12 protein-coding genes and 2 tRNA genes are annotated in these 13,297 nt (G+C 65.9%); 8 read left to right on the forward strand and 6 right to left on the reverse strand.

What is annotated here, in order from left to right:
• The first annotated feature begins 27 nt into the window (after positions 1 to 27).
• A complete protein-coding gene (locus G6N57_RS16555) occupies positions 28 to 1,713 on the forward strand; it encodes a cation:proton antiporter (protein WP_077741404.1) in 1,686 nt (561 codons plus the stop codon).
• 15 nt (positions 1,714 to 1,728) lie between these two features.
• On the opposite strand, the gene G6N57_RS16560 is transcribed toward G6N57_RS16555, so the two are convergent.
• The 3 genes from G6N57_RS16560 to G6N57_RS16570 form a co-directional block, all read right to left on the reverse strand.
• Positions 1,729 to 2,559, reverse strand: coding sequence for a hypothetical protein (locus G6N57_RS16560; protein WP_065510529.1), 831 nt, complete (start codon positions 2,557 to 2,559; stop codon positions 1,729 to 1,731).
• A gap of 51 nt (positions 2,560 to 2,610) precedes the next feature.
• Entirely contained in the window at positions 2,611 to 3,792 is a 1,182-nt protein-coding gene (locus G6N57_RS16565) for a serine hydrolase domain-containing protein (protein ID WP_077741403.1), read from the reverse strand.
• A 393-nt stretch (positions 3,793 to 4,185) separates the two neighbouring features.
• Positions 4,186 to 4,467 carry a GlsB/YeaQ/YmgE family stress response membrane protein gene (locus G6N57_RS16570; protein ID WP_077741402.1) on the reverse strand — a complete coding sequence of 94 codons (282 nt, stop codon included), beginning with the start codon at positions 4,465 to 4,467 and terminating at the stop codon, positions 4,186 to 4,188.
• Positions 4,468 to 4,632: 165 nt separating this feature from the next.
• Between G6N57_RS16570 and G6N57_RS31700 the strand changes: the two genes are divergently transcribed.
• Both G6N57_RS31700 and G6N57_RS16575 read left to right on the forward strand, forming a co-directional pair.
• Positions 4,633 to 4,779 (forward strand): hypothetical protein, encoded by a 147-nt coding sequence (locus G6N57_RS31700; RefSeq protein WP_097926065.1) that lies wholly within the window; start codon positions 4,633 to 4,635, stop codon positions 4,777 to 4,779.
• Between the two features lie 4 nt (positions 4,780 to 4,783).
• Entirely contained in the window at positions 4,784 to 5,305 is a 522-nt protein-coding gene (locus tag G6N57_RS16575; RefSeq protein WP_077741401.1) for an MBOE_33420 family protein, read from the forward strand.
• Positions 5,306 to 5,350: 45 nt separating this feature from the next.
• Here the strand turns inward: G6N57_RS16575 and G6N57_RS16580 are convergent.
• A tRNA-Gly gene (locus G6N57_RS16580) sits at positions 5,351 to 5,424 on the reverse strand.
• A gap of 126 nt (positions 5,425 to 5,550) precedes the next feature.
• Here G6N57_RS16580 and G6N57_RS16585 point away from each other — a divergent pair.
• From G6N57_RS16585 to clpX, 5 genes are all read left to right on the forward strand, one after another.
• Positions 5,551 to 5,624 (forward strand) — tRNA-Pro (locus G6N57_RS16585).
• 41 nt (positions 5,625 to 5,665) lie between these two features.
• Complete coding sequence (gene tig / locus G6N57_RS16590) at positions 5,666 to 7,033, forward strand: trigger factor (protein ID WP_077741400.1); 1,368 nt, start codon at positions 5,666 to 5,668, stop codon at positions 7,031 to 7,033.
• Between the two features lie 106 nt (positions 7,034 to 7,139).
• A complete protein-coding gene (locus G6N57_RS16595) occupies positions 7,140 to 7,742 on the forward strand; it encodes an ATP-dependent Clp protease proteolytic subunit (protein ID WP_019345228.1) in 603 nt (200 codons plus the stop codon).
• A complete protein-coding gene (clpP2, locus tag G6N57_RS16600) occupies positions 7,739 to 8,398 on the forward strand; it encodes an ATP-dependent CLP protease proteolytic subunit ClpP2 (RefSeq protein WP_036448995.1) in 660 nt (219 codons plus the stop codon). The genes G6N57_RS16595 and clpP2 overlap by 4 nt, the downstream gene beginning before the upstream one ends.
• 407 nt (positions 8,399 to 8,805) lie before the next feature.
• Positions 8,806 to 10,086 carry an ATP-dependent Clp protease ATP-binding subunit ClpX gene (gene clpX, locus G6N57_RS16605; protein ID WP_077741399.1) on the forward strand — a complete coding sequence of 427 codons (1,281 nt, stop codon included), beginning with the start codon at positions 8,806 to 8,808 and terminating at the stop codon, positions 10,084 to 10,086.
• Positions 10,087 to 10,136: 50 nt separating this feature from the next.
• Here the strand turns inward: clpX and fdhD are convergent, their stop codons facing one another.
• The gene (gene fdhD / locus G6N57_RS16610) at positions 10,137 to 10,961 is read right to left on the reverse strand and encodes a formate dehydrogenase accessory sulfurtransferase FdhD (protein ID WP_077741398.1); all 825 of its coding nucleotides are present in this window, start codon (positions 10,959 to 10,961) and stop codon (positions 10,137 to 10,139) included.
• Complete coding sequence (locus G6N57_RS16615; protein ID WP_077741397.1) at positions 10,961 to 13,252, reverse strand: FdhF/YdeP family oxidoreductase; 2,292 nt, start codon at positions 13,250 to 13,252, stop codon at positions 10,961 to 10,963. Before G6N57_RS16615 ends, fdhD begins: the two co-directional genes overlap by 1 nt.
• Positions 13,253 to 13,297 lie beyond the last annotated feature (45 nt).

Here is a 13,297-nt window from a genome sequence, read left to right on the forward strand (position 1 = left end):
CCGGCGCAGGCACGGGACAATCTCCGAGTGGAATTGATCCTCGTCGTCGTCGGAGCCATCCTCGTCACAGCAATCGCGCATCGACGCGGCCAGGAACCCGCACTGATCATCGTGGTCATCGGCATCGTCGTGTCATTCCTGCCGGGGTTCGAACCGCCCGAACTGGATTCGCACATTCTGCTGACCGTGGTCCTGCCGCCGTTGCTGTACTCAGCCGCCCTGGATTTCTCCTTCCCGACGTTCTTCCGCAACATCCGGCCGATCCTGGGCCTCGGTGTCGGGCTGGTCGTCGTGACGGCTTTCGTGGTGGCCGCGGTGTCCTCCTGGCTGGTGCTGGTGCCGTTGACTTTCGGCCTGGCGCTCGTGCTCGGCGCGATCGTCGCGCCGCCCGACGCCGTCACAGCCGTCGCCGTGGGCCGCAAGCTCGGCCTGCCCAAACGGGTGATGGCGATCCTCACCGGTGAGAGCCTGATCAACGACGCCGCCGCGCTGACACTGTTCTCCATCGCGGTGGCCCAGGTGGCAGGTAGCCACACGTTCATCGAGAACCCGTTCCTGCTGTTCGGATACAGCGCCACGGTCGGTCCGGTGGTCGGGGCACTGCTGGGCTACGTGACCCTGTGGATCCGCAAGCACCTGGACAACCCCGGCCTGGAAACGGTTCAGGGTCTGGTGGTTCCGTTCGCGGCGTTCATCACCGCCGAGGAACTGCACGCCTCCGGGGTGCTGGCGGTGGTGGTCGCCGGGTTCGTGGTCGGCAACGGTGCGATGGGTGCGGGGTACCAGACGCGACTGCAGGAACGCTATGTCTGGAATTCGGTGGACGTGCTGCTGGAGGCGTTCGTATTCGCCTACATCGGTCTGCATCTGCGGTTCGTGCTACAGGACCTCAACGAGGCCCACGAGTCGCTGGCCGTCGTCGCCGTCGCCTCGGCGATCGTGTTGCTCATCGTGCTGGTGATCCGCCCGCTGTCGGTGTTCCTGATGTTCGGCCGGAACAAGCTGTCCCGGCACGTGGAGCGCAAGTTCAGCGTGCCGGTACCCGACGGTGCCCGCGGCGCCCTGGGCCGGCGAAAGCGGAAGCCCAAGGCCGGGTGGCGCCGGATGATCGACCGTCGGTCGCTGAGTTGGCGCGAGAACGTCGTCGTGTCCTGGACCGGGATGCGTGGGGTGGTGACGCTCGCCGCCGCCGCGGCCATCCCGGCAACCACCGCCACCGGCGAACCCTTCCCGGAGCGCGCGACGATCCAGGCGATAGCCTTCGCGGTCAGCGTGGGAACCCTGCTGATCCAGGGTTGGACCCTGCCACTGCTGATCCGCCGGTTGAACCTGTCCCGGTTCTGTGACGACCACGCTGCCGATCGGGAAGAGGAACTCAAAGCCGAGCGCGTGGTGCACGATGCGGCGGACGACGTGCTCGACGCGTTCGAGGCAGACCCACCCGAAGGTCTGGACCCTCGCGTGGTGACCGAGATCCGTGCCGTGATCGCCCGGCATTCACAGGACGCCGACGAGATGCCAGATCCCGAGGCGCTCACCAAGCGGGCCGCGGTGTTCTCCAGCCTCTACCGCGATGTGCTTGCGGCACAACGCGGGGCGCTCATCACCGAGCGTGACGAGGGCCGGATCGAAGACGAGGCGGTGCGGGCCATGCTCGAGCGCCTCGATCTGCAGGAGGCCGGGGTGTCGGCGCGTCTGGAGAGCCGGCTCTAGGTCCGCGAGCAGGGCTCAGAAGCCCCCGAAATCACCACCGCCGAAGTCACCGAAGCCACCACCGTCGAAGCCGCCGCCATCCCAGCCGCTGGCATCCGTTCCGCCCCAGTCACCACCGCCGGCGTCGCCGCCATCGAACCCGCCGCCGTCTGCGCCAGCGTCCTGGCCGGCGTTGAAACCGTCGGAATAGCCGTCACCGTAACCGTTTTCGAAGCCCTGAGCGCCGTAGTTGACGCCGTGCATCCCGGAGAACATCGCGTCGAACAACAGGACCGAGCCCAGGCCCCACGCGCCGGCGACCAGTGCCGGCTTCCACCACGGCTCGGAGTACCAGCCGGCGGGCACCGGGCGTCCGGCGACCCGGCCGCCGGGGTAGTAGTTAGGGGTGTTCGCCGAGGGAGTCGGGGAGGCCTCGATCTCGCGGCCCTCGAAGTTGATCCGACGGTCCTCGGTGACCGCGCCGGCCGCACGCTGCCCGGTCAGCGACTCCAGCTCCGGACCCGGGTCCATGCCCATCGCGGTGCGGGCCGCGCGCACGTAGTAGAGCCCCTCGATGGCGCTCTCCTTGGCCAGTGCGGCCTGCTTGGCGGTGGTGGCCTGATCGATCTGTGAGGACGCCGCGGTGTACCGCTCGGAGGCGTCGGCCAGCGCCTGCTTGGACGCATCGTCGGAGCCGGTCAGGTTGAGTACCTGCCCGCCGAGACGTTCGATCAGCCGGCGGGCATCAGCCTTGGCATCGGCCAGAGATTCCGCGGAGCGACGGCCGTTGGCCTGCGACGAGCTGTAGACGGCGAACGCGATCGCGGCGATGACCAGGACGATGAGTACCAGCAAAACGCTGTTCATGACGTCCAGCGTACCGACGGAAAACGGTGATTCCGGGCCCTCGTAGAGAACTCAAATTACGCCGAGAGCGGAGTACACCTCGTTGGACAGCGCGACCGTGCGCGGGTCGGCATTGCACTTGGTGGCGTCGAAATAGTTCATCACGTAGGCGTAGCCGATCCGGTGCTCCAGGTCGACGAACGCGAACGAGCCGCCCGAGCCGCCGTGTCCGAAGATGCCGGTGTTCGGCCCGGCCACCCCGCGCTGGTTGAGCATGTAGCCCAGACCCCAGCCGTGGTCTGCGACGCGGGCACCCAGCACCACGTCGGCGTCGAACCCGCCCTGCGAGATCCGGCAGCGCTCCATGTGCTCGCGGGTCAGCAGTTTCTCCTGGGCCAGCGCGTTGTAGAACGTCGCCATGCCGAGTGCGGAGACGTGCGCGTTGGTGCTCGGGAATTCGGCTGCGCGCCAGGCGTCGAGCGCTTGCACACCCAATTCGTCGTCCGGCACGAAGTCCATCGACACCGCCCACCCGGCCATCGGATGCTCGTCGAGGGAGGCAGGGGGTCGCTTGACCTGGTTGTCGGCCAGCAGGCTGCGCACCGACGGTTTGTTCACCATCTCCGCGCACCGGTGGTGTTGCCAGGCGGGCAGTCCGATGTGGATGTCGGCGCCCAGCGGTTCGGCGATCTCGGTGCGCAGGTAGTGGCCGATGGTGCGGCCCGTGACCCGGCGCACGATCTCGCCGAGGATGAAGCCGAAGGTCACCACCTGATAGCCCTGCGCGCTGCCCGGCGGCCACCACGGCGTCGCGGCCGCGATCCGGGCGCATACCGCATCCCAGTCGGTCACCTGCCGCCAGTCCATCGGTTCGCGCGGGCCGATCACGCCGGAGCGGTGACCCAGCACCATCGCGATGGTGATGTCCTGCTTGCCGGCCTGCCCGAACTCGGGCCAGTAGCGGGCGACCGGAGCGTCCAGGTCGACCTCGCCGCGGTCGGCCAAGAGATGGATGCAGGTGCTGGCCAGGCCCTTGGAACCCGAATACACGCTGGCCAGGGTGTCCTGCTGCCACGGTTGGGTGCCTGCCGCGTCGGCCGATCCGCCCCACAGGTTGACCACCAGATCGCCCTCGACCCAGACCGCGACAGCGGCGCCCACCTCTTTGTGGTGGGCGAAGTTGTCCTCGAAGGCATCGCGCACCCGGGTGAATTCCGGTGCACAGGTGCCTGCGATGAGGGTCGTTGCGGGCATTCGTCTCCTGCACAGGTGCGGTGGTATTGCGGCAGCGGTGCGTGTGTCTGTTGAAATGCGCTGCCATCTTCAAGATCGGTCGACAGTCCCCACCTGTTACTCACGGTAAGCCGATGGCAACCGTGAAGCACCCCCTCCGGGACAGATCGAAAGCCATTCGAGACGGGGCCGTGATGGTGGGGGAGTGTCTGTCGGTGGCCTCTGAGCGGGTCGCTGGGCCGCCGCTCGCGCCGCTTTCTACACCTGGGTCGTGGATCGCGTCGGGTCACGACCCTCCGGTGGAAATCGGCGAGCCAGAGAAGGCGACAGGTACAAAGCACTGCCCTGTAGGCATATACACGAGCGACCCCGCCGATCGCAGGGAGGATCGGCGGAGCCGGGGCGCATTCTGACTCAGTGACCGACGGGTGTGCCGCGTCGTCCCGTCAGGCCCGTGTAGATCGCGATCAGCACAACCGCGACCACGACACCGACCACGAACGGGACGATCGCGAATCCGCCGTTCGAGTTGGTGTATCCGACGGCAGCGGTGAGCCAGGACCCGATAAGGGCTCCGGCAATGCCGAGCACGACTGTCATGAGTGTGCTGACATTCTGCCGACCGGGCATGATCAGTCGCGCGAGTGCGCCGATAATCGCACCGACGACGACTGCGGTGATAATTGCTCCGATCATCTCGTTGCCTTTCGTTCAAACCGACTTCTTGCAATCGGTGTGATACACATCACTTTCCTCCGATTTTGGGTAGTCGGCCAGTATCGAGATGCGTGCGATACCCGGCGTTGGCCTACTCGTGGGTAATCGGCCGCGGTGCGCGGCGGAGCGGGATAATTCGGTGCCATGACCACCACGCTGTGGGTACTGGTCGCGATATTCGCCGTCGGTGTTATCGCCGGTGGGCTGTTGCGCATTCGTGCCTGGCTCCAAAAGCCGGTGCCGCCCGAGGTGATCGAGGCGGCGCACCGCGACGATGACAAGGACGACTAGCGCCATGAGAACCACGCTCGGAACAGCCTTCGCTGTAAGCATTCTGGCGCTGGGATCGCCGGTCGCTCATGCCGAGCGAATTGAACCACCGCCGCTGTACGGTTTTTACGACTTGGTCATCGACTTCTCGAAACAGACATTCAATGGAATGCCGACGCCGATGAAATCGATAACAGTGCCCGCCGAATTCACCACGCAGTGTGACGTCAATGGATGTGTTGCGCACATGGACAATTCGGACGATCACGCCCGCAACCCGGGCGCCCCCGTTTCCTACGAGTACCGATGGAACAACGGCCGCTGGGAGACGAGCGGGCAGTATCCCTACTTCTGTGACCGCAACGATCCGGGCAGCGCCGTGCAGGCGCAACGCTCGGACTACTGGGTCCCGAACCCTGACGGCAGCTTCTTCGGTGAGCGCACGCTCGTCATCGGAGGAGCGGGATGCCCCGGTGAGGGGCCAGGTACGCACTGGCTGCCGATATCGCTGACGCCGATCGACCCACCGGGCGCGACAGGGCGGTGATTCAGGCCCGAGAAAAGAAAAAACCGCCCGTGAGGGCGGTTCTCGTGGAGCGGGCGACGGGAATCGAACCCGCGTAGCTAGTTTGGAAGACTAGGGCTCTACCATTGAGCTACGCCCGCATGTGCAGCATGAGCACTGTACCGGTGTGCCCCCGATCAAAGCCAATTGAATGCTCCGTGCCGTGAGCACGTAGTATCTCGCGTGGTCCGTTCGTGGGTTTTGCCGCGGCGGATGGACCACCACCACGGGGTGTAGCGCAGCTTGGTAGCGCATCCGCTTTGGGAGCGGAAGGCCGCAGGTTCAAATCCTGTCACCCCGACTCACCCGCCAGTGCGAAAGAACTATCTAGGAGCAGGAACAGTGAAGAGCACGGTCGAGCAGTTGAGCCCCACCCGGGTTCGCATCAATGTGGAGGTGCCCTTCACCGAGCTTGAGCCCGATTTCGATCGCGCGTTCAAGGCGCTGGCCCAGCAGGTCCGCCTGCCCGGCTTCCGCCCGGGCAAGGCCCCGCGCAAATTGCTGGAGGCCCGCGTCGGGCGCGGTGCGGTGCTGGAGCAGGTCGTCAACGACGCGCTGCCGAGCCGCTACAGCGAGGCCGTCACGGCCTCCGACGTCAAGCCGCTGGGTCAGCCCGAGATCGAGGTGACCAAGCTGGAGGACGGCCAGGAGCTGGCGTTCACCGCCGAGGTCGACGTGCGTCCCGAGATCACCCTGCCCGAGTTCGACGCGCTCAAGATCACCGTCGACCCGATCGAGGTCGACGATGAGGCCGTCGATGCCGAGCTGCAGTCACTGCGTGCCCGCTTCGGCACCCTGACCGGCGTCGACCGCGGCGCACAGGAAGGCGACTTCGTCTCGATCGACCTTTCGGCCACCGTCGACGGCACCGAGGTGCCCGAGGCCGCCACCGAGGGCCTGTCGCACGAGGTCGGCTCCGGTCAGCTGATCGAGGGCCTCGACGAGGCGATCACCGGCCTGAAGGCCGGCGAGTCCAAGGTCTTCACCACCAAGCTGGCCGCGGGCGAGTTCGCAGGCAAGGATGCCGACGTGACGGTGACCGTGAAGTCGGTGAAGGAGCGCGAGCTGCCCGAGGCTGACGACGAGTTCGCCCAGCTGGCAAGCGAATTCGACACCATCGGCGAGCTCAAGGAGAGCCTGACCGACCAGGTGCGCCGGGTGAAGAGCGTGCAGCAGGCCGAGCAGATCCGCGACAAGGCGATCGAGGCGCTGCTCGAGCAGACCGAAGTTCCGTTGCCGGAGAAGATCGTTCAGGCCCAGATCGACGACACGCTGCACAACGCGATCCACGGTCTCGACCACGACGAGGACAAGTTCGCCGAGCAGCTGACCGAGCAGGGCAGCAGCCGTGAAGAATTCGACGCCGAGAACAAGACGAACGCCGAAAAGGCCGTCAAGACTCAGCTTTTGATGGACGCTGTCGCCGACAAGCTCGACATCCAGGTCGGCCAGAACGATCTCACCGAGCGCCTCGTGCTGATGTCGCGTCAGTACGGCATCGAGCCCCAGCAGCTGATCCAGATCCTGCAGCAGAACAACCAGCTGCCGGCCATGTTCGCCGATGTGCGTCGCGGCCTGACGATCGCCGCTGTGGTGCACGCCGCCACCGTGACCGACACCGACGGCACCGTGATCGACACCACGGAGTTCTTCGGTCCGGCCGAGGCCGCCCAGGCCGAGGACGAGGAAGCCGCCGACGCCGCCGAATGACGCTGTGAGCGAACGCGCCCCCGTACGGGAGTGCGTGGCGCCCCAGTTTCGTTAGTGTCGTCAGTACCAACGCGTGAGAGAAAGCAGGTATCCAGTCGTGACTGACATGCGTTCGAACGGGAGCGGGTTCAGCCTCGTCGACTCCGTCTATGAGCGCTTGCTTGCCGAGCGGATCATCTTCCTGGGTTCCCAAGTGGACGACGACATCGCCAACAAGCTGTGCGCGCAGATCCTGTTGCTGTCGGCGGAGGATCCGACCAAGGACATCCACCTCTACATCAACTCGCCGGGCGGCTCGATCAGCGCCGGTATGGCCATCTACGACACGATGGTGCTGGCGCCCTGCGACGTCGCCACCTACGCGATGGGCATGGCGGCCTCGATGGGCGAATTCCTGCTCGCCGCGGGCACCAAGGGCAAGCGTCACGCCCTGCCGCACGCCCGGGTGCTGATGCACCAGCCGCTCGGTGGCGTCACCGGCAGCGCCGCGGACATCGCCATCCAGGCCGAGCAGTTCCACGTCATCAAGAAGGAAATGTTCCGGCTCAACGCGGAGTTCACCGGCAAGTCCGTCGAGCAGATCGAGGCCGACTCCGATCGTGACCGCTGGTTCACCGCGCAGGAGGCTCTGGAGTACGGCTTCGTCGATCACATCATCACCAGTGCCAACCTCAACGGTTCGGGCCCGACGGCAGGACTAGACAAATGACCGATCAGATTCATCCGTCATTGGACGCCCGCGTGCAGCCGCAGGCCCGCTACATCCTGCCGTCGTTCATCGAGCACAGCAGCTTCGGCGTCAAGGAATCCAACCCGTACAACAAGCTGTTCGAGGAACGCATCATCTTCCTCGGCGTGCAGGTGGACGACGCGTCGGCCAACGACATCATGGCCCAGCTGCTCGTGCTGGAGTCGCTGGATCCCGACCGCGACATCACCATGTACATCAACTCGCCGGGTGGCTCGTTCACCTCGCTGATGGCGATCTACGACACCATGCAGTACGTGCGCGCCGACATCCAGACGGTGTGCCTCGGTCAGGCCGCCTCGGCCGCCGCGGTCCTGCTGGCCGCCGGTACCCCGGGTAAGCGTCTGGCCCTGCCGAACGCCCGCGTGCTGATCCACCAGCCGTCGCTGTCCGGAGTGATCCAGGGCCAGTTCTCGGACCTGGAGATCCAGGCCGCCGAGATCGAGCGGATGCGCACCCTGATGGAGACCACGCTGGCCCGCCACACCGGCAAGGATCCCGAGGTCATCCGCAAGGACACCGACCGCGACAAGATCCTGACCGCTGCCGAGGCCAAGGACTACGGGATCATCGACACGGTCCTGGAGTACCGCAAGCTGTCCGCGCAGAGCAGCTAGCACCACCAGCGGCAACCTACGCCCGATGACACACGCCCTGCCCGGTCACCTCCGGTGCGGGGCGTGCGTCGTCAGGCGGGAGGGTGGAAACCCTGCTGACCTGCGCCTGCGTCGGCGTTCGAGCGGTCCCGGTATCGTCGACCGCGGCGAACACCAGGTACGGGCCTTGTCGCTCGGCTATTCGCCCTCGCTCCGTAACGACACGCCAAGGACACAGTCAGCGTGCCAACGGGTGACGAGCCGCCAGGAGAGATATGTTCTCCTGCACGTGAACAAATACCACCGGAGCGATTCGGCCTTATCGGTCGCACCGCGACGGAACGAACGGGTAGCGTCGGGTTTACGCCCGAGGTGACCCAGCAACTGGCGTAACGACAGACTGCGAACAGGAAGTAGGACCCCCCCACATGGCGCGCATTGGAGACGGCGGTGACCTGCTGAAGTGCTCGTTCTGCGGCAAGAGTCAAAAGCAGGTCAAAAAGCTCATTGCCGGTCCGGGCGTGTACATCTGCGACGAGTGCATCGATCTGTGCAACGAGATCATCGAGGAGGAACTCGCCGACGCTGACGACGTCAAGCTCGACGAGCTGCCCAAACCCGCGGAGATCCGGGACTTCCTCGAGGGCTACGTCATCGGTCAGGACACCGCGAAGAGGACGCTGGCAGTGGCGGTCTACAACCACTACAAGCGGATCCAGGCGGGGGAGAAGTCCCGTGATTCGCGCTCCGAGCCGGTCGAGCTGACCAAGTCCAACATCCTGATGCTCGGCCCCACCGGCTGCGGTAAGACCTACCTGGCCCAGACGCTGGCCAAGATGCTCAACGTGCCCTTCGCCATCGCCGATGCCACCGCTCTGACCGAGGCCGGCTACGTGGGCGAGGACGTCGAGAACATTCTGCTCAAGCTGATTCAGGCGGCCGACTACGACGTCAAGCGCGCCGAGACCGGCATCATCTACATCGACGAGGTCGACAAGATCGCCCGCAAGAGCGAGAACCCGTCGATCACGCGCGATGTCTCCGGCGAGGGTGTGCAGCAGGCCCTGCTGAAGATCCTGGAAGGCACCCAGGCCTCGGTTCCGCCGCAGGGTGGCCGTAAGCATCCGCACCAGGAGTTCATCCAGATCGACACCACCAACGTGCTGTTCATCGTGGCGGGTGCGTTCGCGGGCCTGGAGAAGATCGTCTCCGACCGGGTCGGCAAGCGCGGTCTGGGCTTCGGCGCCGAGGTGCGGTCCAAGGCCGAGATCGACACCCAGGACCACTTCGCCGAGGTCATGCCGGAGGACCTGATCAAGTTCGGTCTGATCCCCGAGTTCATCGGCCGTCTGCCGGTCGTGGCCTCGGTGACCAACCTGGACAAGGAATCCCTGGTCAAGATCCTCTCCGAGCCCAAGAACGCTCTGGTCAAGCAGTACGTCCGCTTGTTCGAGATGGACGGTGTGGAGCTGGAGTTCACCGAGGAGGCGCTGGAGGCGATCGCCGATCAGGCCATCCACCGCGGCACCGGTGCCCGTGGCCTGCGCGCCATCATGGAGGAAGTCCTGCTGCCGGTGATGTATGACATCCCCAGCCGCGACGACGTCGCCAAGGTGGTCGTCACCAAGGAGACCGTGCAGGACAACGTGCTGCCGACCATCGTGCCGCGCAAGCCGTCGCGTAACGAGCGCCGCGACAAGACCGCGTAACAGGCAACAGCAAAAGCCCCGCTACGGCGGGGCTTTTTGCATTCGGCGACTCAGCGGGTGACGCGGTCCGGGCGGGTGTAGACGTTCATCGAATCGCCGCGCAGGAAGGCCACCAGGGTCAGGCCGGATTGGCCGGCCAGATCGACCGCCAGCGACGAGGGCGCCGACACCGCGGCCAGGATCGGAATGCCGGCCATCACGGCCTTCTGGGTGAGCTCGAACGAGGCTCGGCCGCTGACCAGAAGGACCGTGCCGGCCGACGGAATCCGGTTGTGCTCCAATGCCCAACCGATCACCTTGTCCACGGCATTGTGCCTGCCGATGTCCTCGCGGACCACGAGCATGTCGCCTTCGACGGTGAACAGGGCCGCGGCGTGCAGGCCGCCGGTGCTGTGGAACACCTTCTGCGCGGCCCGCAGATGCGAGGGCATCTCCGAGAGCACCGTGGCGGCCACCGTCGACGGGTCATCGCCGGGGCAGTGCTTGCTGCTCAACCTCACCGCTTCCAGCGAGGCCTTGCCGCACACCCCGCACGAGGAGGTGGTGTAGAAGTTGCGGGTGACATCGACGTCCGGCTTGGGGACGCCAGGCGCCAGGGTCACGTCGAGAACGTTGTAGGTGTTGACGCCGTCCTCGTTGGCGCCCCGGCAGTAGCGCACCGACACCAGGTCCTCACGCTGCGCGATCAAACCCTCGGTCAGCAGAAAACCTTGGGCCAACTCGACATCGGCGCCGGGGGTGCGCATCGTGACGGTGATGGGCGTGCCGTCCACCCGGATCTCCAGCGGTTCCTCGACCACCAGGGTTTCCGGGCGGGCCTCGGCGGTGTCGCCCGACAGGTGGTGGGCGCGCCGGCGCGCGGTGACCCGGCCCACTAGGCCCGCTCCAACCGGATGACGACGGCCTTCGATACCGGTGTGTTCGATTTCTTGGCCGTATGGTCGAGCGGCACCAGCGGATTGGTCTCCGGGTAGTAGGCCGCGGCGTTGCCTCTGGGGGTGGAGTACTCGACGATCAGGAAGTCCTTCGCGCGGCGCTCCTGGCCGTCGAATTCCGAGACGAGATCCACCCGGTCGCCGGCGGCCAAGCCCATGGCGTCGAGGTCTGCGGGATTGACGAACACCACCCGGCGGCCACCCTTCACCCCGCGGTAACGGTCATCCAGGCCGTAGATCGTGGTGTTGTACTGGTCGTGGCTGCGCAGCGTCTGCAGCACCAGGCGGCCCTGCGGTACCGGCACCCATTCCAGCGGCTGCACCGAGAAGTTGGCTTTACCTGTGGCGGTACGGAATTCGCGGGAATCGCGGGGCGGGTGCGGCAGCTGGAACCCATCGGGCTGACGCACCTTGCGGTTGTAGTCCTCGCAGCCGGGCACCACGTCGGCGATCGCGTCACGGACGCGGTCGTAGTCGGCGCTGAACTGCTCCCACGGCACCGGATGGTCCGGGCCCAGTAGGGTCCGAGCCAGCTGACAGACGATCGCGACCTCGCTGCGCAGGTGCTCGCTGGGCGGGGTCAGGCTGCCGCGCGACAGGTGCACCATCGACATCGAATCCTCAACGGACACCATCTGTTTCCCGCTGGCCTGAAAATCCTTGTCGGTGCGGCCCAGCGTCGGCAGGATGAGCGCGGTGCGACCGTGGACCAGGTGACTGCGATTCAGCTTCGTCGAAATCTGAACGGTCAGAGCGCAACTCCGCAACCCGGCCTCGGTGACCCCGGTGTCGGGAGTGGCCGAGACGAAGTTGCCGCCCATCCCGATGAAGACCTTGGCGTGCCCGTCGCGCATCGCCCGGATGGCATCGACGGTGTCGAAACCGTGCTTGCGGGGGCTGGTGATGCCGAACCTGTTGTCCAGGGCATCCAGAAACTTCTCGGGCATCTTCTCCCAGATGCCCATGGTCCGGTCGCCCTGCACATTGGAGTGTCCGCGCACCGGGCACACGCCGGCACCCGGCTTGCCGATCATGCCGCGCATGAAGAGCAGGTTGGTGGCCTCGCCGATGGTGGCCACCGCGTGGTGGTGTTGGGTGAGGCCCATCGCCCAGCAGATGACCGTGCGTTGTGAGGCGATCAGCATGTCGGCGACGCGGCGCAGCTGGGTTTCGTCGATACCGCTGGCCTCGGTCACCGTGGCCAGGTCGACCGCGCGGGTCTGACGCGCGTAATCGTCGAAGCCCGCGCAATGAGCGTCGATGAACTCCCGGTCCAAGACCGTGCCCGGGGCGGCGTCCTCCGCTTCCAGCAGCAACCGGCCCAGCCCGGCGAACAGGGCCATGTCGCCACCGAGGCGGATCTGGACGAACTCGTCGGCGATGGGGATTCCGTGCCCGACCACGCCGTGCACCTTCTGCGGGTCCTTGAACCGGATCAGGCCGGCCTCGGGGAGCGGGTTGATCGCAATGATCTTGGCGCCGTTGGCCTTAGCCTTCTCCAGCACCGACAGCATGCGGGGGTGGTTGGTGCCGGGATTCTGTCCGGCGATCAGGATCAGGTCGGCTTCGGTGACGTCCTCGACGGTGACCGAGCCCTTACCGATACCGATCGATTCGGTCAGCGCGGTGCCCGAGGATTCGTGGCACATGTTCGAGCAGTCCGGCAGGTTGTTGGTGCCGAAGCTGCGGACCATCAGCTGGTAGAGGAACGCTGCTTCATTGCTGGTGCGCCCGGAGGTGTAGAACAGTGCCTCGTCCGCGGAGTCCAGCGCGTTGAGGTGGTCAGCGATCAACCGGTAGGCGTCATCCCATTCGATCGGCCGGTAGTGCGACTCTCCGGGCGCGAGCACCATCGGCTGGGCCAGCCGACCTTGCTGTGACAGCCAGTACTCGGGCTTGGTCTCGAGTTCGGCGATGGTGTGCCGGGCGAAGAACTCGGGCGTCACCACACGTTTGGTGGCTTCCTCGGCCACCGCCTTCGCGCCGTTCTCGCAGAACTCGGCGAGCTTGCGGCCGCCGTGCTCCTCGGGCCAGGCGCAGCCCGGGCAGTCGAATCCGTGCCGCTGATTGAGCTTGGTCAACGCGGCGGCGGTGCGCAGCGGACCCATCTGCTCGAATCCGCGCTGCATGCTGACCAGGACTGCCTTGACGCCTGCGGCCTCGTCTTTGGCGCCGGTGCTGATGACGTGGTGCTCGTCGTAATCGGCATCGATGTCCCTGGCCCTGGTCATGAACCCAATCTAGTCCTCGAAAACCGCCGGACCCGCCGCTTGGCG

It is taken from the genome of Mycolicibacterium boenickei (assembly GCF_010731295.1).
Lineage (GTDB): Bacteria > Actinomycetota > Actinomycetes > Mycobacteriales > Mycobacteriaceae > Mycobacterium > Mycobacterium boenickei.